At 38.9% G+C, this 23530-nt stretch carries 20 protein-coding genes; 17 read left to right on the plus strand and 3 right to left on the minus strand.

Translation table 11 applies throughout. The features are described from left to right. The first annotated feature begins 378 nt into the window (after window positions 1-378). The 5 genes from ACVRZH_RS04250 (at window position 379) to ACVRZH_RS04270 (ending at window position 4974) form a co-directional block, all read left to right on the plus strand. Entirely contained in the window at window positions 379-1260 is an 882-nt protein-coding gene (locus ACVRZH_RS04250; protein WP_447454080.1) for a class II fructose-bisphosphate aldolase, read from the plus strand. A 246-nt stretch (window positions 1261-1506) separates the two neighbouring features. Next, window positions 1507-1695, plus strand: coding sequence for a 50S ribosomal protein L28 (rpmB, locus tag ACVRZH_RS04255; RefSeq protein WP_001140949.1), 189 nt, complete (start codon window positions 1507-1509; stop codon window positions 1693-1695). A 143-nt stretch (window positions 1696-1838) separates the two neighbouring features. After that, window positions 1839-2204 (plus strand): Asp23/Gls24 family envelope stress response protein, encoded by a 366-nt coding sequence (locus ACVRZH_RS04260; protein ID WP_447454081.1) that lies wholly within the window; start codon window positions 1839-1841, stop codon window positions 2202-2204. 2 nt (window positions 2205-2206) lie between these two features. After that, window positions 2207-3874, plus strand: a complete 1668-nt coding sequence (gene fakA / locus ACVRZH_RS04265; RefSeq protein ID WP_447454082.1) for a fatty acid kinase ATP-binding subunit FakA — start codon at window positions 2207-2209, stop codon at window positions 3872-3874. Window positions 3875-4071: 197 nt separating this feature from the next. After that, window positions 4072-4974 carry an SPFH domain-containing protein gene (locus ACVRZH_RS04270; protein WP_447454083.1) on the plus strand — a complete coding sequence of 301 codons (903 nt, stop codon included), beginning with the start codon at window positions 4072-4074 and terminating at the stop codon, window positions 4972-4974. A 120-nt stretch (window positions 4975-5094) separates the two neighbouring features. Here ACVRZH_RS04270 and ACVRZH_RS04275 read toward each other — a convergent pair whose 3' ends face one another. Continuing rightward, complete coding sequence (locus ACVRZH_RS04275) at window positions 5095-5838, minus strand: amino acid ABC transporter ATP-binding protein (protein WP_447454084.1); 744 nt, start codon at window positions 5836-5838, stop codon at window positions 5095-5097. Beyond that, the gene (locus ACVRZH_RS04280; protein ID WP_447454085.1) at window positions 5831-7396 is read right to left on the minus strand and encodes an ABC transporter substrate-binding protein/permease; all 1566 of its coding nucleotides are present in this window, start codon (window positions 7394-7396) and stop codon (window positions 5831-5833) included. Before ACVRZH_RS04280 ends, ACVRZH_RS04275 begins: the two co-directional genes overlap by 8 nt. 344 nt (window positions 7397-7740) lie before the next feature. Here ACVRZH_RS04280 and ACVRZH_RS04285 point away from each other — a divergent pair, with 344 nt between their 5' ends. The 9 genes from ACVRZH_RS04285 to ACVRZH_RS04325 all read left to right on the plus strand — a co-directional run bounded on the left by ACVRZH_RS04285 (window position 7741) and on the right by ACVRZH_RS04325 (window position 17357). Further along, window positions 7741-8583 (plus strand): undecaprenyl-diphosphate phosphatase, encoded by an 843-nt coding sequence (locus tag ACVRZH_RS04285; protein WP_447454086.1) that lies wholly within the window; start codon window positions 7741-7743, stop codon window positions 8581-8583. Between the two features lie 166 nt (window positions 8584-8749). Further along, complete coding sequence (gene mecA, locus ACVRZH_RS04290) at window positions 8750-9475, plus strand: adaptor protein MecA (RefSeq protein ID WP_447454087.1); 726 nt, start codon at window positions 8750-8752, stop codon at window positions 9473-9475. A gap of 7 nt (window positions 9476-9482) precedes the next feature. Then, a complete protein-coding gene (locus ACVRZH_RS04295) occupies window positions 9483-10643 on the plus strand; it encodes a glycosyltransferase family 4 protein (protein ID WP_447454088.1) in 1161 nt (386 codons plus the stop codon). A gap of 109 nt (window positions 10644-10752) precedes the next feature. Further along, window positions 10753-11523, plus strand: coding sequence for a Fe-S cluster assembly ATPase SufC (gene sufC / locus ACVRZH_RS04300; protein WP_447454089.1), 771 nt, complete (start codon window positions 10753-10755; stop codon window positions 11521-11523). A gap of 22 nt (window positions 11524-11545) precedes the next feature. Then, window positions 11546-12808 (plus strand): Fe-S cluster assembly protein SufD, encoded by a 1263-nt coding sequence (sufD, locus tag ACVRZH_RS04305; RefSeq protein WP_447454090.1) that lies wholly within the window; start codon window positions 11546-11548, stop codon window positions 12806-12808. Between the two features lie 2 nt (window positions 12809-12810). After that, complete coding sequence (locus tag ACVRZH_RS04310; RefSeq protein WP_447454091.1) at window positions 12811-14043, plus strand: cysteine desulfurase; 1233 nt, start codon at window positions 12811-12813, stop codon at window positions 14041-14043. Continuing rightward, the gene (gene sufU / locus ACVRZH_RS04315) at window positions 14030-14464 is read left to right on the plus strand and encodes a Fe-S cluster assembly sulfur transfer protein SufU (protein WP_447454092.1); all 435 of its coding nucleotides are present in this window, start codon (window positions 14030-14032) and stop codon (window positions 14462-14464) included. Before ACVRZH_RS04310 ends, sufU begins: the two co-directional genes overlap by 14 nt. A gap of 40 nt (window positions 14465-14504) precedes the next feature. Beyond that, window positions 14505-15920 (plus strand): Fe-S cluster assembly protein SufB, encoded by a 1416-nt coding sequence (sufB, locus tag ACVRZH_RS04320; RefSeq protein ID WP_447454093.1) that lies wholly within the window; start codon window positions 14505-14507, stop codon window positions 15918-15920. A 117-nt stretch (window positions 15921-16037) separates the two neighbouring features. After that, entirely contained in the window at window positions 16038-17357 is a 1320-nt protein-coding gene (locus ACVRZH_RS04325) for a DUF1958 domain-containing protein (protein ID WP_447454094.1), read from the plus strand. Between the two features lie 178 nt (window positions 17358-17535). Here ACVRZH_RS04325 and pbp3 read toward each other — a convergent pair whose 3' ends face one another. Beyond that, the gene (gene pbp3, locus ACVRZH_RS04330; RefSeq protein WP_447454095.1) at window positions 17536-18774 is read right to left on the minus strand and encodes a D-alanyl-D-alanine carboxypeptidase PBP3; all 1239 of its coding nucleotides are present in this window, start codon (window positions 18772-18774) and stop codon (window positions 17536-17538) included. A gap of 281 nt (window positions 18775-19055) precedes the next feature. On the opposite strand from pbp3, the gene ACVRZH_RS04335 reads away from it, so the two are divergent. The 3 genes from ACVRZH_RS04335 (at window position 19056) to oppC (ending at window position 23522) form a co-directional block, all read left to right on the plus strand. Beyond that, the gene (locus ACVRZH_RS04335; RefSeq protein ID WP_447454096.1) at window positions 19056-21026 is read left to right on the plus strand and encodes a peptide ABC transporter substrate-binding protein; all 1971 of its coding nucleotides are present in this window, start codon (window positions 19056-19058) and stop codon (window positions 21024-21026) included. Window positions 21027-21096: 70 nt separating this feature from the next. Then, window positions 21097-22596 carry an ABC transporter permease gene (locus tag ACVRZH_RS04340; RefSeq protein ID WP_447454097.1) on the plus strand — a complete coding sequence of 500 codons (1500 nt, stop codon included), beginning with the start codon at window positions 21097-21099 and terminating at the stop codon, window positions 22594-22596. Then, on the plus strand, window positions 22596-23522 hold the full coding sequence (gene oppC, locus ACVRZH_RS04345) for an oligopeptide ABC transporter permease OppC (RefSeq protein WP_447454098.1): 927 nt from the start codon (window positions 22596-22598) through the stop codon (window positions 23520-23522). Before ACVRZH_RS04340 ends, oppC begins: the two co-directional genes overlap by 1 nt. The last annotated feature ends 8 nt before the right edge of the window (window positions 23523-23530 follow it).

Genomic DNA, 23530 nt, shown 5'->3' on the forward strand with positions numbered 1-23530 from the left:
ATTCCATATGAGGCTTTCTAATGATGGTTTGCTTGCTTTTCATTATAGGTCATATGGGACTTTTTGATACTCAAAAGGCCCTATAATCTCTATGGTGGAGTTACCCACTACAGAAATTATAGAGCCATGTTTTCTTTTGGCGTATAATGGTTTTGCATCTTGAGGGGGTTTCTCTTGTTTTGGTTGACTACAAGTATACCTCATCGAGGTGTTTTTTTATGCCATCAAGTGGCTAACTTCATTTTAGAACTTTTAGTTGTCAATGAAGAGATATAGTAAGCGTTTAAATTTTGAAATTAACTAGTATTTTTTGATAAAATGTGATAAAATGAACTTGTAGTGAGTGATAACTCACAAAAATATGAGGAGGCCTATATAATGCCAATCGTTTCAGCAGAAAAATTTGTCCAAGCAGCTCGTGAAAATGGTTACGCTGTTGGTGGATTCAACACTAACAACCTTGAATGGACACAAGCCATCTTACGTGCAGCAGAAGCTAAACAAGCACCAGTTCTTATCCAAACTTCTATGGGTGCTGCTAAATACATGGGTGGTTACCGTGTTGCACGCAACATGATTGCTAACCTTGTAGAAGCAATGAACATCACTGTTCCAGTTGCTATTCACCTTGACCACGGTCATTATGAAGATGCTCTTGAGTGTATCGAAGCAGGATATACATCAATCATGTTTGATGGTTCACACCTTCCAGTTGAAGAAAACCTTGCAAAAGCTAAGGAAGTTGTTGAATTAGCTCATTCTAAAGGTATCTCAGTAGAAGCTGAAGTTGGAACAATCGGTGGTGAGGAAGATGGTATCGTTGGTACTGGTGAATTAGCACCAATCGAGGATGCTGTTGCTATGGTTGCTACAGGAATTGACTTCTTAGCAGCAGGTATCGGTAATATCCATGGTCCATACCCAGCAAACTGGGAAGGTCTTGACCTTGATCACTTGAGAAAATTAACTGAAGCAGTTCCAGGATTCCCGATCGTATTACACGGTGGTTCAGGTATTCCTGATGAGCAAATTCAAGAAGCTATCCGTCTTGGTGTTGCGAAAGTTAACGTTAATACAGAAGGTCAAATTGCCTTTGCTAACGCAACTCGTGAATTTGCACGTAACTACGATGCTAATGAAGCAGAATACGACAAGAAAAAACTCTTTGACCCACGTAAGTTCTTGGCTCCTGGTATCAAGGCTGTTCAAGAAGCTGTTGAAGAGCGCATTGATGTTTTCGGTTCAGCTAACAAAGCATAATCATCGCAAATTTAATATCAAGTCTACCTTTATTGGTAGGCTTTTTCTATCTAGCTAGTTTGATACTATATATTTAGAAATCAGAATGGAAATCTAGTTTAAAGCTTTCAAATCTATCCTGACCAATTAAAGGTGTAATTTTGAAAAAAGAAACACTTGCCAAGTCGCCATCTTTTTGATAGAATATTATGGTATGTGGTGCTAGCACATCCGTAAATAGTGATTAATATAGGAGGAAAATGTAACATGGCTAAAGTATGTTATTTCACAGGACGTAAAACTGTTTCTGGTAACAACCGTTCACACGCGATGAACCAAACAAAACGTACAGTAAAACCTAACCTTCAAAAAGTAACTGTTCTTATTGATGGTAAACCAAAAAAAGTTTGGGTTTCAGCTCGTGCGCTTAAATCAGGAAAAGTAGAACGCGTTTAATAAGAATGTCAAAACCAGCTTGCTGGTTTTTTCTTTTGTCTAAACTTCTAACTTTTTACATTTATCCTATAATATGATAGAATAGAGTGACAAAAACTGTTTTAGTTACCCCAGTGGTCAAGAATATTAAAAGAGGACGAGATATGACTGTAAAAATTAACACAAAGGATGGTCAAATTGAACTATCAGACGATGTCATTGCAACTGTTGTTGGTGGTGCCGCAACAGAGATTTTCGGTGTCGTTGGTATGGCAAGTAAGAGTGCTTTGAAAGACAATTTTCAGGCTCTCTTGCGTAAAGAAAACTACGCTAAAGGTGTTGTTGTGAAGTCGACTGAAGATGAGGGTATTGCTGTAGATGTTTACACAGTATTAAGCTACGGTGTCAAAATCAGTGAAGTATCAAAAAATATTCAAGAGCGTGTCAAGTTTAACCTTGAAAACCAACTAGGTATTTCAGCAGATAAGGTGAATATTTTCGTTCAAAATATTAAGGTTTCAGGAGAATAACAGTGTCAAAAATTACAACAAGTTTATTGCAAGAGATGGTGCAGGCTGCTGCAACAAGGCTCAGCAAACAGGCAGAATATGTGAACTCCCTCAATGTTTTCCCAGTGCCAGATGGTGATACAGGTACAAACATGAGTATGACGATGGATAATGGGGCTAAAGAAGTTGCCGATAAACCAGCTAATACTGTTGGTGAGGTTGGTCAGATTTTAGCTAAGGGGCTTTTAATGGGAGCTCGTGGTAACTCAGGTGTCATTACCTCGCAATTATTCCGTGGTTTTGGACAAAGCATAAAAGATAAAGTAGAGTTAGATGGTAAAGACCTTGCTCAAGCCTTTCAGAGTAGCGTTGAAGTAGCTTATAAAGCAGTTATGAAACCTGTCGAGGGGACTATTTTGACTGTTTCTCGTGGTGCCGCAACCATTGCACTCAAAAAGGCAGAGGAGACAGATGATGCCATTGAAGTCATGCGAGCTGCGCTTGACGGAGCCAAGCGAGCACTGGCTAAGACTCCTGAACTTCTCCCGGTTTTAAAAGAAGTTGGTGTTGTGGATTCTGGTGGACAAGGGCTTGTCTATATTTATGAAGGTTTCTTAGCGGCATTAACAGGTGAATATATCGCTTCAGAAGATTTTAAGGCAACTCCAGCAACCATGAGTGAAATGATTAACGCTGAACATCATAAATCTGTTGCTGGTCATGTGGCGACTGAGGATATTACATTTGGTTATTGTACAGAAATTATGGTGGGCCTTAAACAAGGTCCAACCTATGTCAAGGATTTTGATTATGAGGAATTTCAATCATATCTTAGCGGTTTAGGAGATTCGCTTTTAGTTGTTAATGATGATGAAATTGTTAAGGTACACGTCCATACAGAAGATCCAGGGCTTGTGATGCAAGCTGGTTTGCAGTATGGTGCCCTTATTAAAGTTAAAGTAGACAACATGCGTGGGCAACATGAGGCTGAGTTAGCTAAAGTTCAAGATAAGACAGAAGTTAAAGGTGAGCCTAAGCAATACGGATTAGTAGCAGTTGTTGCTGGTGATGGTTTGTCAGAAATCTTCAAGTCACAGGGAGTTGATTATATCATCTCGGGTGGCCAAACAATGAATCCTTCAACGGAGGATATTGTTAAAGCTATTGAGAGTATTAATGCTAAGCACGTCATTATTTTACCAAATAATAAAAATATCTTTATGGCTGCTCAAAGTGCAGCTGAGGTTGTAGGAATTCCGGCTGCAGTTGTTGAAACACGTACGGTATCCCAAGGATTTACGAGTTTATTAGCCTTTAATCCAGAATCTAGTTTGGAAGAAAATGTTGAAGCTATGACAGCTAGTCTTTCGGAGGTTGTTAGCGGTAGTGTGACAACGGCTGTGAGAGATACAACTATCGATGGCATTGCTATTGCCGAGAATGATATTTTGGGCATGGTTGATGGTAAGATTGTTGTTTCTCATGCTGATATGGAAACGTCTCTGAAAGCAACTCTTGATAAAATGGTTGATGAAGATAGTGAAATTGTGACGATTTATGTTGGTGAAGAAGGTAGTCAAGACACGGCTGAATCGCTTGTGGCTTACTTAGAAGCAAAGTATGATGATATAGAAGTCGAGATCTATCAAGGAGACCAACCAGTGTATCCATATTTGATGAGTGTGGAGTAAGATGTTAAAAAATACCAGAGCAAGTGATTGGCTCTGGTATTTTTTGAGTAATGCTTATATTTGACCATTCAGGGTTAAAAATAGACCATTTAAGATATAGTTGACTTTTGAAGGTCTAATTGTGTTATACTTAATTCATCAAGTGATGAGATGGATTGACTTATCATTGGTAATAATTTTGAAGGAGGGCTTTGGAAATGCCTACTATTGTATCATTATTCTTTCTACTATTGTTAGTCCTTGTTGCTCTTATCGTTGTTGGTAGTGCGCTTTATGTTGTTCGTCAACAAACTGTTGTGATTATTGAACGATTTGGTAAGTATCATGCAACGTCAACATCAGGTATTCATATTCGTCTTCCTTTTGGGATTGATAAGATTGCCGCTCGTATTCAACTTCGCTTGTTACAAAGTGACCTTGTCGTTGAAACAAAAACCAATGATAACGTGTTTGTAACCTTAAATATTGCAACACAATACCGTGTTAACGAGCAAAATGTAACCGATGCCTACTATAAATTAATTCGTCCAGAAGAACAGATCAAATCTTATATTGAAGATGCTCTTCGTTCTTCAGTGCCAAAACTCACTCTTGATGAATTGTTTGAGAAAAAAGATGAGATTGCTTTAGAAGTCCAACATCAAGTGGCTGAAGAAATGTCAACTTATGGTTACATCATTGTGAAAACCTTGATTACAAAAGTTGAACCTGATGCTGAAGTGAAACAGTCTATGAATGAAATCAATGCAGCTCAACGTAAACGTGTGGCTGCACAAGAATTGGCAAATGCTGATAAGATTAAAATTGTAACAGCTGCTGAAGCTGAAGCTGAAAAAGATCGTCTTCATGGTGTTGGTATTGCCCAACAGCGTAAAGCCATTGTTGATGGTTTAGCTGATTCTATTCAAGAATTGAAGGAAGCTAATGTTAGCTTGACTGAAGAACAAATCATGTCTATACTTTTGACCAACCAATATCTTGATACGCTTAATAATTTTGCGAGCAAAGAAGGAACAAATACACTATTCTTACCAAACAATCCAAATGGTGTAGATGATATCCGTACACAAATTTTATCAGCGTTGAAAGCGGATAAGTAAGAAAATTGTTTTGTTGGGAATGTGTTTCTTTGGTGAATTATGTTTGAAAGCATAATCTATAAATCGGAGTTGAGATGCAAATAAAAAAATAGAGCTGGGATTTTGTCCAGCTCTAATGTTTTAGCCTTTTAAGAAACGTTTTAAGAATTCTTTAGTACGCTCTTCTTGAGGATTCTCAAAAATGTCTTTTGGATGTCCTTGCTCGGCGATAAGGCCTTTGTCCATGAAGATAACACGGTCTGAAACATCACGAGCGAACTCCATTTCATGCGTGACGATAATCATTGTCAGTCCTGATTTGGCAAGGTCTTGCATGGTTTTGAGCACTTCGCCAACCATTTCTGGGTCAAGAGCTGAAGTGGGCTCGTCAAAGAGTATGGCTTCGGGATCGACAGAGAGGGCACGTGCAATAGCAACACGCTGTTTTTGACCACCTGATAACTGACTTGGTTTGGCTGCCCAGTATTGTTCAGTCATCCCGACCTTAATCAGATTGTCTTTGGCGATTTGTTCGGCTTCGTTCCTATCACGTTTTAAAACAGTTGTCTGTGCTACAATGGCGTTTTCTAAGACATTGAGGTTATTAAACAAGTTGAATGATTGGAAGACCATACCTAATTTTTCACGATAGGTAGCTAGATCATATCCTTTAGCTAATACATTTTCACCGTGATACAAGATTTCACCTTCAGTAGGAATTTCCAGAAGATTGATAGAACGTAGGAATGTTGATTTTCCTGAACCTGATGATCCTATAATGGATATAACTTCTCCTTTTTTGACGCTCAGAGAAATATCCTTTAGAACTTCATTTTGCCCATAGGATTTTTTTAGGTGTTTAATTTCTAAAATGGTATTAGTCATGGAGCACCTCCGTTTGCATTTGGTTGGCACCTGTAGTGTAAGTATCTGTATCAAATCGTTTTTCAATATAGCGTAAGATACGTGTCACCGTGAAGGTTAGGATAAAGTATATCACAGCTATTACAGTAAAGGTTTGGAAGTATTGGTAGGTTTGTGTGGCAACAGTGTTTCCAGAGAAGTAAAGTTCAACAACTGAGATAACATTCAATACGGATGTGTCTTTGATGTTGATAACAAATTCATTTCCTGTTGCTGGAAGAATATTTCTAACCACTTGTGGTAAAACAATTTTACGCATGGTCTGGGCATGAGTAAAGCCAAGAGCGGTTGCTGCTTCAAATTGTCCCTTGTCAACAGCATAAATACCACCACGAACGATTTCACTCATATAGGCACCTGTATTGATAGATACGATAAAAATTGCGGCGAGTGTACGATCAAGGTTAATGCCAAAGGCTTGAGCAGTTCCGTAGTAGATAACCATGGACTGTACAATCATCGGAGTCCCTCTAAAGACTTCAATATAGATTGAAATAAGCCAACCAAGTATTTTTTGACCGAAGGCAGCTGTCTTATTCTCAGCTTTTGGTGCAGTTCTAAAGACACCGATTAAGAGTCCGATAATGGTACCTGCAATGGTAGCAACCATCGAAATGAGCAAAGTCATTCCTGTTCCGCGCAATAGTTGTCGCCAATTTTGTTTTAAGATAGCGAAAGACTGGCCGATAAATGATTGTTCGGTGTTTTCTTCGCTTAAAACCGGCTGAAGTGGTAACATACTATCCATTAGTTGAGATTGCTTGTCTCTAGGGAAATCAGCTAGCACTTGATTAACAGTATCAAGGCGTTTATCACCTTTACGCATACCTATAGCGAGACTAACGTCTGATTCACTAACCTCAAAACCATCGGTTAGGTTAATCATTTTAAAACCTTTATTAGCCATCTCTGCAGAAAGTCCATCTGGTCTTTCTGAGACATAAGCATCGATGACTCCAGATTGAAGGGCTTGACGCATTTGACCGAAATCCCCCATAGCAGTTTGTTGTTGAATGTTTTTGATTTGAGGGATGAGGTCATAAAGGTAAACCCCTTGTTGGGATGTGATTTTAGCACCTGCAAAGTCAGATAGTTGAGTGGCCTTGGCAAACTGACTATCTGAACGGACAACGAGAACAGGTTCGCTAGTGTAATAGCTATCTGAAAAGTCAATTTCTTGTCGTCTTTCATCTGTTGGGCTCATGCCAGCAACAATCATATCAATTTTTCCTGATGTGAGAGCGGGAATTAGTCCTGACCAAGATGTTTTGACGATAATAAGTTCTTTTCCTAAGGATTGCGCTATTTTTTTGGCCATTTGAACATCGTAGCCGTTAGCATATTGTTGAGTACCCTCAATAATGATGGCACCATTATCGTTGTTATCTTGTGTCCAGTTAAAAGGTGCATAAGCGGCCTCCATTCCGACACGTAGATATTGATCATCATCTGCTTGAGTGGTTATTGAGCCACTGATGATAGTTAGTATAACTAACATAATTGCCCATAATTTTTTCATGGTGAACTCCTTTAAGGTGTAATTAGATTCCTTTTTGAATCCGATAGTATTTATTCACGTCTTTGTTACAGAACAGTCAAAATAAATTTCTTACTATTCTACAGTAAAAAAAGCTATATTTCAATAGATAAAACTCTTATTTTTTGAATATTTATACAAGTCAAGAGTGTTATTTTAAGACAAAAATAAAATAAATGATTGTCAAATTGAAAGAAATCGTTTTCTTGAAAGAATTATCATTTTAATGCCAGAAATGAATATTTTTATCTTTTTGATAAGTTTGTCCTTTTTTATATAAATTTGTTATAATGGAGAAAAAACTAGTCAAAAGGAAGTGAATTACGTTGGTTATTGAATTATTGAAAGCAATCTTGTTTGGGATTGTTGAAGGCATTACGGAATGGTTACCCATTTCGAGTACAGGGCACCTTATTCTTGTTCAAGAATTTGTCACGTTTAAACAACAAAATGAGGCTTTTCTGACACTCTTTAATGTGGTCATTCAACTGGGCGCTATTTTGGCAGTTGTGCTGATTTATTTTGATAAGTTAAATCCATTCAAGACCAGTAAAACAAAGGAGCAGGTCCAAGCAACTTGGCAACTGTGGGTAAAAGTTATTGTGGCTATATTACCAGTTATGATAATTGGTTTACCGTTAGATGATTGGTTTGATTTTCATTTTCATCATTTTACTTCAGTGGCTATGATGCTGATTTTGTATGGAGTAGCTTTTATTTGGTTAGAGAATCGTAATGAAGGTAAAGCTTTTAAAGTCAATAGTCTCAATGAATTAAGCTATCAAACAGCCTTATTCATAGGTTTGTTCCAAGTTTTGAGCTTGATGCCGGGAACAAGTCGTTCTGGAGCGACGATAATGGGTGCAATGCTTCTTGGAGTTAGTCGTCCAGTGATTACGGAATTCACCTTTTTTTTAGGTATTCCAGTCATGTTGGGAGCAAGTTTACTTAAGACAGTCAAATTTTTTGTCAAAGGTAATACTCTAATGCTACCTCAGGTGATGATTTTGATTGTGGCTATGGTGACAGCTTTTCTAGTTAGTTTATATGCCATTAAATTTTTGATAGGTTTTGTTAAACAATACGATTTTAAAGTATTTGGTTACTATCGCATTGCACTGGGGTTATTTTTATTGCTATTTTCACTGATTCGTTTTTTGGTGGCGTAGATATTAGTGAGATGCTTATTTTCTGAGCTATTAAGTGTTGCGGCATTTAGCCTGATAGACAGGGGCTATTCTTGATAATAGCCCTTTTTTCTTGTATAATAGAATAATCACACTTTAATACTTGTAAATGTTTGACAAGTATCCTTTGGATTATATAGGTAAAAATATGGAAATGAAACAAATTAGTGATACAACGCTTAAAATCACTATTAGTATGGATGACTTAGAAGAACGTGGTATGGAATTGAAGGACTTTTTAGTGCCCCAAGAGAAGACGGAAGAGTTTTTCTATGCTGTCATGGATGAACTGGATTTGCCAGAAACTTTCAAAAACTCTGGAATGCTGAGTTTTAGGGTGACACCGCGTAAAGATAGGTTGGATGTGTTTGTCACAAAGACTGAGATTGGTCAAGAGTTAAACTTGGAGGATTTGGGGCATTTAGAGGAATTATCTCACATGTCGCCAGAAGAATTTTTCAAGACTTTGGAGAAAACCATGCGGGATAAGGGCAATGTGGAGGCCTTAGATCATCTGGCTGCTGTGGAAGCGGCGGAAAATGCTGATCAAGACACTGCTGATTTAGAACCGGAAGAAGAGCTTCCAGACTATATTCATTATGTTCTTCATTTTAAAACCCTCAAAGATGTTAAACGTTTTGTTGATACAGTCGACTATGAAGTAGAGGCATCCGAATTGTATAAGGCCAAGGATGGTTATCACATGACTGTTCTTGTCAATTTGGAAAATAAGCCAAGTTATTATGCTGATTTGATGTTATCACGTATGGTTGAACACGCTAAGATTAGCTCTAAGACTAGGGCTTATTTGCAAGAACATGGTGTTCAATTGCTGATGTACGATGCGCTTTCGGATCTGAGAGCGATAAGGTAAGGTTGATATGGTTCCTTTTACACTTGAATTTGTATTGGTGTTGATTGGTACTTTGTTGATTAGCCTGGTTTTAACACCTTTAGTGCGTTTTTTTGCGTTTCAAATTGGTGCAGTTGATAATCCTAATGCAAGACGCATCAACAAAGTTCCTATGCCGAGCGCAGGTGGTTTGGCTATTGTGATAGCCTTCTTGATTGCAAGTCTTATTTTGATGCCGATGATTACAAGTCATAGTGGATTGCCCGAATCTTATTTTCATTATATTTTACCTGTTGCAATTGCGGGGACTTTGGTAGCACTAACAGGTGTTGTTGATGATATGACAGAGTTGAGTGCTAAGGCAAAAATGTTAGGACTTTTATTGGCTGGAGTGATTATCGCCTACTACACTGATTTTCAATTTGATAGTTTTAAGATACCTTTCGGAGGACCGCTTCTTACTTTCGGTCCATGGTTGACGTTTGTCTTGACAGTGATTTGGATTGTTGGTATTACCAATGCCATTAACTTTTTGGACGGATTGGACGGCCTTGTGTCTGGGGTATCTATTATCTGTTTAACCACTATGGGGTTGATTTCAAATTTCTTTCTTTTTGAAACTAATCTCTATGCGACTTTGACCATCTTTGTCTTGATTGCCGCTATTTTAGGTTTTTTTCCTTATAATTATCACCCTGCAATTATCTATTTAGGAGACACGGGTGCTTTATTCATTGGTTTTATGATAGCGGTCTTATCGTTACAGGGATTGAAAAATGCGACAGCGGTAGCGGTTGTATCGCCTGTATTGATCTTAGGTGTTCCGATTGTTGATACCTTATTTGCCATATTACGGAGACAACTAGCAGGTCAAAAATTTTATGAGCCAGATCGTTTGCACTTACACCATAGGCTTTTATCAATGGGCTTTACCCATCGTGGTGCAGTTTTGGTGGTTTATGGCATAGCAATGTTATTCTCCTTGGCTGCTTTGCTGTTAAATGTATCTAGTCGTGTAGGTGGTGTCCTACTCGTGCTAGGTCTTTTATTTGGTGTAGAGTTATTCATCGAGAATATTGGACTGATGGGTTCTAATCGTAAACCTTTGATGAATACACTAAAATTCATTGGCAACAGTGCTTATCGTCAGGAAGTTATTGATGGACGGAACCAAAGAAGAAAGTCTTGAGGATAAGCAGATTAAAGGTCGTAAGGCCTTTTTTTTTGTTATAATAGAGGGTAAATGATACTTGAGAGCGTTTAGTCTAAATGCCTTTCATGAGTGAGAAGGAGTTAATATGTCTGTTTTAGAAATCAAAAATTTACATGTATCGATTGAGGATAAGGAAATTTTAAAAGGTGTCAATCTAACCTTGAAATCAGGTGAAATCGCAGCCATCATGGGTCCTAACGGGACGGGGAAATCAACCCTGTCTGCTGCTATCATGGGTAATCCTAATTATGAGGTGACTGAGGGCGAGATCTACTTTGATGGTGAAAATATTTTAGAGTTGGAAGTTGATGAACGTGCTCGTTTAGGCTTGTTCTTGGCCATGCAATACCCTTCAGAAATCCCAGGAATTACCAATGCTGAGTTTATCCGTGCAGCTATGAATGCAGGTAAAGAGGATGATGAGAAAATTTCTGTCCGTGATTTCATTGCCAAATTGGATGAAAAAATGGAACTTCTCGGTATGAAGGAGGAGATGGCGGAACGTTATCTCAACGAAGGTTTCTCTGGTGGTGAGAAGAAGCGTAATGAGATTTTACAACTGTTGATGTTAGAGCCTAAATTTGCCCTTCTTGACGAGATTGATTCTGGTCTTGATATTGATGCCTTGAAAGTCGTATCAAAGGGTGTTAATGCCATGCGTGGGGAGGGCTTTGGTGCGATGATTATTACCCACTACCAACGCTTGTTAAACTATATCACGCCTGATGTTGTGCATGTCATGATGGAAGGACGTGTTGTGATGTCGGGTGGACCAGAGTTGGCAGCGCGTCTTGAGAAGGAAGGTTATGCCAAGTTAGCTGAAGAACTTGGTTTAGAATACACTGAAGACGTTTAAGAGGTGAGTGATAGGAGATTATATGACGAGAGAGACGATAGTAAACTTCTCACAGAGTAAGCTAGAGCCGTTATGGTTACAAGAAAGACGTCTGGCAGCTTTTGATAAGATGTCGGAATTAGCTCTGCCTGTGATTGAACGTGTTAAATTTCACCGTTGGAACTTAGGAGATGGCAGCTTATCTGAGACTGAGAGTATCTCCAATGTCCCTGATTTTATGGCCTTGGGAGATAATCCTAAGTTGGTGCAAGTGGGGACACAGACTGTTTTAGAGCAGTTGCCTATTGCATTGATTGAAAAAGGCGTTGTATTCACAGATTTTTATTCTGCCTTAGAAGAGATACCAGAGATTGTCGAACAATACTTTGGCACAGCGGTTTCTTTTGACGAGGATAAATTGGCAGCTTATCATACGGCTTATTTTAACAGCGCTGCTGTCTTATATATTCCGGATAATCTCGAAATAGACCAACCGATTGAGGGAATTTTCTTGCAGGATTCCGAATCAGATGTGTCATTCAATAAGCATATTCTCATTATTGCGGGTAAAAACAGCCGATTCAACTATTTGGAACGTTTTGAGACCATTGGTGATGGTGATGTGAGTACGACAGCTAATATCAGTGTTGAAGTGATTGCCTTATCTGGTAGCCAAATAAAATATGCAGCCATTGACCGTCTCGGTACCAATGTTACAACCTATATTAGCCGTCGTGGTCGTCATAGCCAAGATGCGATGATTGACTGGGCGCTTGGTGTGATGAATGAAGGCAATGTGATTGCGGATTTCGATAGTGACCTTGTCGGTAACGGTAGTCATGCCAATTTAAAAGTTGTTGCTGTGTCAACAGGTCGTCAAGTACAAGGTATTGATACACGAGTGACCAACTATGGTCATCATTCAATAGGGCATATTTTGCAACACGGAGTTATTTTAGAACGTGGCACCCTGACTTTTAATGGTATTGGACATATCATCAAGGGGGCAAAGGGAGCTGATGCTCAGCAAGAAAGCCGAGTCTTGATGTTATCAGATAAGGCAAGAAGTGATGCTAATCCAATCCTTTTGATTGAAGAGAATGAAGTTACCGCTGGGCATGCTGCCTCTATCGGACAAGTTGATCCAGAGGACATGTATTATTTGATGAGTCGTGGATTGGACAGAGCTACCGCTGAACAATTAGTCATTCGTGGTTTCCTTGGTGCAGTGATTACAGAAATCCCTGTTAAATCAGTCCGGGATGACATGATTGCGGTGATTGATCAGAAATTGGACAAGAGATAAGTATGTTAGAAGAAAAAGCTCAACAGATAAAAAATGCGTTTAAGATTTTACATCAAGCTGTCAACGATGAACCACTCGTTTATCTGGACAATGCTGCGACAACGCAAAAACCAGAGCAAGTCCTAGAGGCTATTTTGTCCTATTATGAGAAGGATAATGCCAATGTTCACAGAGGAGTGCATACGTTAGCAGAAAGGGCAACTAGAGCTTATGAAGGAGCGCGTGAGAAAGTACGTTCCTTTATCAACGCAGCGTCAACTCAAGAGGTTATCTTTACTAGAGGAACGACGACCAGTTTAAACTGGGTAGCACAGTTTGCTGGTCAATGGTTGACACCTGATGATGAGGTTTTGATTTCTGTTATGGAACACCATTCAAACATCATTCCTTGGCAGCAGGTTTGCCAACGGACAGGTGCTAAATTAAGTTATATAGGCTTGAAAGATGGCCAACTGGATATGGCTGATTTTGAGTCTAAGCTATCGTCAAAAACAAAAATCGTCAGTCTTGCCCATGTGTCAAATGTTCTTGGGTGTGTTAATCCGATTAAAGAAATTGCACAACGTGTTCATGACGTTGGTGCCTATCTGGTGGTGGATGGTGCCCAATCAACACCCCATTTAACAATCGACGTTCAAGAGCTTGATTGTGACTTCTTTGCTTTCTCAGGCCATAAAATGCTAGGACCTACAGGTATCGGTGTCTTATATGGCAAAAAAGAATTGCTCGAACAAATGGACCCTGTTGAATTTGGTGGCGAAATGATCGAATTTGTTTTCGAGCAAGAAGCGACATGGAAGTCATTGCCTTGGAAGTTGGAAGCAGGGACGCCAAACATTGCAGGAGCGATTGGACTTGGTGCAGCTATTGATTACTTGACAGATTTTGGGATGGACAAGGTTCGTCAGCACGACCAAGAGTTAGTTTCCTATTTGTTGCCAAAGCTCCAAGAGCTTGACGGTGTGACGGTATATGGTTCTGCTTTTTCGGAAGGTCATGCTGGTGTCATTAGTTTTAATATAGACGGTCTTCATCCTCATGATGTGGCGACAGCTCTGGATTATGAAGGTATAGCTGTTAGGGCTGGTCACCATTGTGCTCAACCCTTGATGCGTTATTTGGAGGTCAATGCCACCCTTAGAGCAAGTCTTTATCTTTACAACACGAAGGCTGATTGTGATAGACTGATTGATGCAATCCATAAGACAAAGGAGTTCTTCAATGGCACTTTCTAGATTAGATAGTTTGTACATGGCAGTGGTGGCAGACCATTCAAAACACCCCCATAACAGAGGAGAATTAGATGGTGTCGAACCTATATCTCTTCATAATCCGACCTGTGGGGACGTCATTTCCCTCTCTGTTTTATTACGCGAGGGGGCTATCGAGGCAATAGCTTTTTCTGGTGATGGGTGTAGCATTTCAACAGCATCAGCCAGTATGATGACAGATTGTGTGAAAGGTCGGACTGTGGCTGAGGCCTTATCATTGGCAGATATGTTTTCTGCAATGGTTCAAGGTCAGGAAGATAAGCAACAAAAAGAACTTGGTGACGCTGCTTTTTTAGCTGGTGTTGCTAAATTTCCGCAACGGATAAAATGTGCTACATTAGCTTGGAATGCCCTCAAAAAAGCACTGGATAAAGAAGTAGAATAAGTGATTAAGAATGAATAAGCTAGAGACAGAAAGGAGACCTATGTCTGAAAACGAAAAAGTAGAACCCAAGCCGATAGACCTCGGTGAATATAAATTTGGATTTCGTGATGATGTTGAACCCATTTATTCCACAGGTAAGGGGTTAAATGAGGCAGTTATTCGACAACTGTCAGCTGCTAAAAATGAACCTGAGTGGATGTTGGAGTTTCGTTTGAAATCCCTAGAGACCTTCCACAAGATGCCCATGCAAGATTGGGGACCAGATTTGTCGGATATTGATTTTGATGATCTGATTTACTATCAAAAACCCTCTGATAAACCTGCTCGATCGTGGGATGATGTGCCAGATAAAATCAAAGAAACCTTTGAGCGTATTGGTATTCCAGAAGCTGAACGTGCTTATCTTGCAGGAGCTTCTGCCCAGTATGAATCTGAAGTGGTTTATCATAACATGAAAGAAGAGTTTCAAAAACTTGGTATCATCTTTACGGATACTGACTCAGCCCTTAAAGAGTACCCTGATTTGTTCAAAGAATACTTTGCCAAATTAGTTCCGCCAACAGATAACAAGTTGGCAGCACTTAATTCAGCGGTGTGGTCTGGTGGTACTTTTATCTATGTGCCAAAAGGTGTCAAGGTTGATATTCCTCTGCAAACCTATTTCCGTATTAATAATGAAAATACAGGCCAGTTTGAGCGTACCTTGATTATTGTAGATGAGGGGGCTAGTGTACACTATGTTGAAGGTTGTACAGCTCCGACCTACTCGACCAATAGTCTTCACGCAGCTATTGTTGAAATCTTCTCTTTAGAAGGTGCTTATATGCGTTATACGACCATTCAAAACTGGTCAGATAATGTCTATAATTTGGTGACAAAACGCGCGCGTGCTATGAAAAACGCTACTGTCGAGTGGATTGATGGTAATTTAGGGGCTAAAACAACCATGAAGTACCCATCGGTTTATCTTGATGGTGAAGGTGCTAGAGGGACCATGTTATCAATCGCTTTTGCTAATACCGGTCAAAATCAAGATACAGGCGCTAAGATGATTCACAATGCTCCACACACGTCATCTTCTATTGTGTCTAAATCCATTGCTAAAGGTGGTGGTGCAGTGAATTATCGCGGTCAGGTAACCTTTGCTAAAAATTCAAAGAAATCTGTCAGTCATATTGAGTGTGATACCATTATCATGGATGACCAATCAAAATCGGATACCATCCCGTTCAATGAAATTCACAACTCGCAAGTGGCCTTAGAACACGAAGCCAAAGTATCTAAGATTTCAGAAGAGCAACTCTACTACCTTATGAGCCGTGGTTTGAGTGAGAGTGAAGCGACAGAGATGATTGTAATGGGCTTTGTGGAACCTTTTACAAAAGAACTCCCAATGGAATACGCTGTTGAACTAAACCGTCTGATTGCCTATGAGATGGAAGGTTCAGTGGGCTAATGTGATAGCTGTCAGTCTTATGACTGGCATTTTTATGTTATCCGACATGAAAGTAGTTTCACTGATGGTTTTATGGTAGAATAGGAGGAGTCAATTTGAAAGAAGTGAAGGGAAAGAATGAAAAAAATTAGTTTAGTTGTATTGAGCGCGATAATATTGGGTCTATTTACTCCTTTAGTGCAAGCAGAAGATATTACCAGTATTACTCAAGAAGCAGGCTATCAGGTAACGCCTGAACTAGCCCCAAAAGCCTCAATCGTTGTCGATGCAGAAAGTGGTCGGATTTTATGGGCTGATCATATTGACATGGAAAGAGACCCTGCTAGTACAACAAAAACAATGGTTGTTTACTTGACCATGAAAGCGATTAAAGAAGGAAAGATTAGAATGGATACAGAGGTTGTTGCTACGGCTAACGACCAAGCTATTGCAGACATCTATGCTCTCAGCAACAATAAAATTAAAGAGGGAGTAACGTACACGGTATCAGAATTACTCACAATGACTTTGGTTCCCTCGTCAAACGTTACGACACTGATGTTAGCTCATCTGATTCATGATGGAGATGATGCCTCGTTTATTGCTTTGATGAATCAAACAGCCAAAGACTTAGGGATGACCAATACTGTTTTTCATAATGGTACAGGTGCGATTGTATCGGCTTTCGAAGGTTACTATGCACCAGAAGGTTACGATCATCATTTACCTAATGTGACGACTGCCAAAGATTTAGCCACACTTGCGTATCATTTAATCAATGAACATCCAGAGATTTTACAGTTTACAGATGATGTGCAGACGACAGTCAAACAAGGTACGCCTTATGAAGAAACTTTTGATTCTTACAATCATTCTTTACCTAATGACCCTATGGGGATCGAAGGGGTTGATGGTTTAAAAACAGGTTCAAGTCCTTCTGCAGGTTATAATTCTATCGTGACGGCAAAGCGTGGTGATACTCGCTTGATTACAGTAGTATTAGGTGCTAGTCAGTGGGGAGATCCACAAGGTGAATTTGTTCGTCATTATTATGTCAATGCTCTCTTAGAAAAGACCTTCAAGGAGTATACTCGTGAACGCTTATTGGAAAAAGGTCGTCAAGATATCAATGGTAAAACCTATGAAGTGCAAGAAGACCTGTATGGGTTGGTGAAAACTGGAGAAGAAAATCCTGAGTTGGTTGTAGAAGGTGATAAGGTTATGCTATCCGAGCCTAATGGTTACCTGTCTGTACCATCAGGTAGCCCTGTTGTTGAGTCAAAAGGCTTTTTGGATTTTGGTAGTTCAAGAAATAATGGTCAAAAAGATGACACATCGAAGTCAAATGGATTTTTCTCGAAAATACCACAATTGGTTGCAGGCATTGCTCTATTGATTTTTGGGTTATGTGGTGTCTTGTTTGTTCTTCATGAACTAAAACAACGTCGAGATAAGTAAGCTGTGTTCCGGTAGTTGTTTGTGTCGTTATAGGATGAGTCGTACGCATCTATTATTTAATGAGAAAAAGCTTAAAGTCAGATTTTAAACATTTGACTTTAAGCTTTTTATGTTTTATCTTGTTTTTAACTGATAACAATTGATCGTATTTGAAATTCTTATGATAGTAGAAGCACGATTATAAGTTTTCATTGACATAAGTTACAAAGTGGTTCCACCAGACTTTTAAGAAGAAGCTCTTTTCAATAGCTGTTGTAGCTATGGCATCAACAGCAGGTGGTGAGGTGAGGTAACCTTCTCCGACAATATGTTCGTCTTGGTAGGTGAATTGTCCTAAAATCTGGCCTTTAGAGATAGGGGCATAGATAGTATCCGTTGGAGGAACATAGTCAATCTTGGGATCACTGGTGTCCGCACTTGATTTGATGACAGTTAAGGCTTTTTTTGAGATGAGTTTAACCGTTTCTTTCTTACCGTCTAATAGACTAGCCTTGGCCTTATCTAAAGATTTGCCTTTTTTTAGGATGGTGATGGGATAATAATGTTTAGCAATATAATTAAGAAGCTCGTTAGTTGCCGTAAATCTTGCATTTGCGTCTTCTTGTCCACCATCAGCGTTTAAAATGACAGTAATAACCTGCATACCATTTGTTTGACCTGATGCGACAAAAGATGCCCCAGCTTGTTCAGTCATACCTGTTGCAAGACCATTAATACCACCTCTGAAATAAGGCATTTTAGGTAACATCAAATTATAGGTATAGATAGGTGTACCGTCAAACTTAGCTTCAGTTAACGTGGTTATCTTGGTGACTTCTGGATAGTCTATTAAAAGTCTGTATGCGACAGTTGCTAGAGCTTTAGCACTCATGGTATTTTCATCATCTGGCGATGTTCCAGGATAGAGATGTTCTTTATCTAAATAAGTGTTACTTAATCCAGTAGCGTTCACCATGCGAGCACTATCAAAGCCCCAATCCTTGAGTTGTTGATTCATCATGTCAACAAATTGATGCTCTGAACCAGCGACATGTTCTGCTAAGGCTATAGTAGCACTATTAGCGCTGGTGACAAGCATTGCGGTGAACAATTCTCTAACAGAATATTCACGTTTTTCTAAAGGAACGTTGCTGACCTCTAAAAGGGTAAATTCATAAGGATAATCGGAAATAGTTACCTTATCCGACCACTTGATGTGACCTTTTTCGATTTCCTTATAGATAATATAGGCTGTCAAAAGTTTACTAGTTGGTCCGACAGGTACAGAGGAAAGGCTGTTTTTTTCGTATAAAATTTTACCAGTTTCAACGTCAACGGCGTAGGCATTTTTTGCTGGCACACTAAAATCATCAGCCAAAACCGAAGAAGTGGTCAAAACACTTAGAATAACCAAAAGACTTGCAATAATTCGTTTCAAGGGAATCCCCTCTTTCTCTTAATCTCTATTCATGATAACATAAAAACTAGAATTTAGGAAAAATATCATAGCATGAATGGGTCATAAGAATAAATTGTAAAATCATTGAAAAAATGAAAAAAATATAGAAAAAATCAAAAATTTTCAAATAAACACTAAAAAAACATCATAATAGGCTAAATTTTCTGACAAATTGCTTTCTTTTAAAAAAATTTGTGGTATAATGTTCTTCATAGACACAAAATTGAAGGTCTGTTAGAAATTGGAAAGAGGTATCTTATATGAAAAATAAGAATAGATTATTTGCCCTAGCTGGCGTAACCTTATTATCTGCTTCTGTACTTGCGGCATGTGGTGGTGCAAAACAAGCATCTGACAAGTCAGCAGCATCAACATATACTTATGTTTACACATCTGACCCAGAAACACTTGATTACAGTATCTCAAACAAAACCACTACTGGTGACCTTGTTGCAAACTTTGTTGATGGTCTTCTTGAAAATGATGAGTATGGTAACCTTGTACCATCACTTGCTGAAGATTGGAAAGTATCAAAAGATGGTTTGACTTATACTTACACACTCCGTGAAGATGCTAAGTGGTTCACAGTAGATGGTGAAGAATATGGACAAATCACTGCTGAAGACTTTGTTACTGGTTTGAAACATGCGGCAGATAACAGCTCTGAAGCGCTCTACCTTGTTCAAAACTCAATCGTAGGTCTTGATGAGTATGTTAAAGGTGAAACAAAAGACTTCAGTACAGTAGGTGTAAAAGCACTTGATGAAAAGACTGTTCAATACACATTGAAACAGCCAGAAAGCTTCTGGAATTCTAAATTAACAATGGGTATCATGTTCCCAGTTAACGCTGAATTCTTGGAGTCAAAAGGTAAAGACTACGGAGCTCCTACTCCAGATAGTATCCTTTACAGTGGTCCGTACCTTCTTTCAGCTTTAACAGCTAAATCATCTCTTGAGTATACTAAGAACCCTAACTACTGGGATGCTGACAATGTTCACATTGAAAATGTTAAGTTCACTTACTATGATGGTTCAGACCCAGATTCATTGATTAAAGGTTTCAAAGAAGGCAACTATTCTAACGCTCGTGTTTTCCCTAACTCACCAACTTATGATGCCACTAAGAAAGAGTTTGGCGATTACATCCGCTACGGTTTACAACAATCCGCTACCTATTATGGTACCTTTAACTTCAACCGTTCAGCTTATGAGCACACAGCAAAAACAACGGATAAGCAAAAAGAATCAACTAAGAAAGCTATCCTTAACAAGGACTTCCGTCAAGCTTTAACATTTGCCTTTAACAAAGAGGCCTACGCATCACAAAACGTTGGTAAAGATGCGGCTCTAAATATTGTTCGTAACACTTTAATTCCAACTGATTTTGTAACAATTGGAGAGAAAAACTTTGGAGAACTTGTCCAAGAAGACATCATGAAGTATGGTGATGAGTGGAAGGATGTTAGTCTTGCAGGTGGGCAAAATAGTTTATATAATGTAGACAAAGCAAAAGCTGAATTCGCAAAAGCGAAAACTGCTCTTGAAGCAGAAGGTGTAGAATTCCCAATCCACCTTGATATGCCTATTTCTCAATCACGTGAAGTGAATGTGCAGATGGCTTCTTCATTCAAACAAACAATTGAAGAAGCACTTGGTACTGATAATGTTGTGATTGACTTACATCCACTTGATGATGAAGAATACTACAACATTACATACTATACTGAAACACCAGAACAAAATGACTTTGACATTTCAACAGCTTCAGGTTGGGGACCAGACTACCAAGATCCATCAACTTACCTAGATATCTTTAAAGCATCATCAGGTGAGCAACTTCGTGTTCTTGGAATGGTACCAAATGATGAATTAACTAAGACAGTAGGTCTTGACAAGTTTGAAGAATTACTTAAAGTTGCAGAGGCTGAAACAATTGATACTGTTGCTCGCTATACTAAATATGCTGAAGCAGAAGCATATCTTCTTGATAATGCTTACTTCATCACATCATACAGTAATGGTGGAACACCTGGTGTATCTAAGTTAGTGCCGTTCTCTGGTAGCTATGCTGTAGCAGGTATTAAAGGTGATGAGTCGTTCAAACGCTTTAAGTTACAAGACGAAGCCGTTAAAACAGAAGATTACTTAAAAGCTCGTGAAGCATGGTTGAAAGCAAAAGCTGAATCTAATGCTAAGTACCAAGAGTCACTTGCTGATCACGTAGAATAAAAGAAACGTTTTTCAAAAGGACTTTCTCTACTAATCATAGGGAAGGTTCTTTTGAGATTTGGAGGATAGAATGAAAAAATACATTTTCAATCGTATTTTAAGGTCATTAGTATCACTCTTTTTAGTGACAACATTGATGTATACTATTATTTTTACCCTAGTACCTCGTAAATTGATTTTCAAACAAGATACGAATTACAACAAAATGTCGGGTGAAGCAGATAAAAAGGCTAATTATGAGAATACAGTCTTTGAGAAAATGGGTTACATCAATTATCTCAACTCAAAGGAGTTGCAAAAAGCAGCTAGTGCCCTTGATAATAGCGTTACCACTGAAGTGAATTCAACAAATGAAAAAATATATGTTGATTATGTTGCGTCTAAAGGAAGTGGTTGGGAATTACATCAATTGCCTAATAGCAAGCGTTTTTACGCTACCCGTGAAATTCCTATCTATGAGCGTGTAGTAAAATTCTACGCCAATTTAATTAAGATTGACCATCCTTGGCGAATAAAAGACAAAACTAACCCAGACTTGGAACGTTATGTACGAATTGAAAATGATCCGTCAATTGGTTGGGCAGTCGTAGGTTCAGGAACAGAGCATAAATATTTACTTTATGCTAATAGCCAGTTCCCGTTTATTCATCAGAATTTTATCACGCTTGATTTAGGTTTGTCTTACCCAACATTCTCTAACATTCCTGTAACACATGTTATCAGTGATGGACAAGGTCAAAAAGAAATGAGAGAGTTGACGCTTCCTAGTGGACAAACCAAGTCAACAACTATTGATATCTATACACGTACCTATAAGTCGCCAAGCAAATTGGACCGTCAAGAAATCGCCAACTTTGGTAAAGGTGACTCTTATGCTAGCGTTCGCTATGTCCGTAAAGACCCATCTATGTTGGCAAGCTCAGCGATTATCGGTTTGATTAGTCTAGCTATTACCTACATTATTGGGTTGCCTTGGGGATCATACATGGCACGTTTCAAAGACAAGCCTTTTGATAAGGGTTCAACTTATCTATTGACCTTCTTGATGGCTTTCCCAAGTATTGCGACTTTGTATATCTTACGTTATTTATTAAGTAGAGTAGGTTTCCCAGATGTCTTTCCTATTTTAGGTGCTGATAGTGCACTTTCTTACTTAGGGCCAGCTATTGTTTTGGCTTCTTACGGTATACCAGGTTTGGCTATTTGGTTCCGTCGTTATTTGATTGACCAACAGTTGAGTGACTATGTTCGTTTTGCTCGCGCTAAAGGTCTAAATGAAAGGGAAATTTCGAATAAGCATATTTTCAAGAATGCCATGGTTTCAATCGTTCCAGGTATACCGGGAGCAATTTTATCTGTTATTGTCGGTGCGACTTTGACTGAAAAAGTATTTGCCTTCCCAGGTATGGGTAAGATGCTGATTGATGGTATTTCTGCAGCCAACAACAATATGGTTATTGGTCTAACCTTCATCTTCTCAGCTCTAGGTATTGTTGCTGTTTTATTGGGAGATATCATGATGACTATGGTTGACCCACGTATTAAATTAACAAATGGGGGAGGTAAGTAATGTCAACAATTGATAAACAAAAATTTGAATTTGTCGAGCGTGATGACTTTGCCTCTGAGGTCATTGATGCCCCACATTATTCTTATTGGACAGCAGTATTCCGTCAATTTTGGATGAAGAAATCAACACCTATAATGTTGGTGATTTTGGTCCTTATCTTAGGTATGAGCTTCTTTTATCCGATGTTCTCAAACTATGATTTTAAAGATGTGAGTAAGATTAACGATTTCTCGGCACGTTATAACGCTCCTAATGCGACTTACTGGTTTGGAACAGATAAAAATGGTCATTCGCTTTTTGATGGTGTATGGTTTGGTGCTCGTAACTCGATATTGATTTCCTTTATTGCTACCTTCATCAATGTCACTATTGGTGTTATTGTTGGTGGCTTCTGGGGAATTTCAAAGACAGTTGACCGTATTATGCTTGAGGTGTACAACATTATCTCGAACATCCCATACTTGTTAACCATTATTGTATTGACTTATGCGTTTGGCGCAGGTTTCTGGCAGTTGATTTTGGCAATGACCCTAACGGGTTGGATTAGCGTTGCTTATGCTATTCGAATTCAGATATTCCGTTATCGTGATTTAGAGTATAACCTTGCTAGTCGGACGCTTGGAACGCCTGTGACCAAGGTTGTAACTAAAAACCTCTTACCTCAGCTAGTGTCTGTTATCGTGACAATGGTATCAATGCAATTACCTGCTTACGTTAGTACTGAGGCGTTTTTATCAGCCTTTGGTTTAGGCTTGCCGTATACGACACCAAGTTTGGGACGACTTATTTCTAATTATTCACAAAACGTGACAACGAATGCTTACTTATTCTGGATTCCATTGACAATTTTAGTACTAGTGTCTCTATCACTCTTTATTGTTGGTCAAAACTTAGCGGATGCTAGTGACCCTCGTTCACATAGATAGGAGGAAAT

The sequence above is a fragment of the Streptococcus fryi genome, from assembly GCF_053206505.1.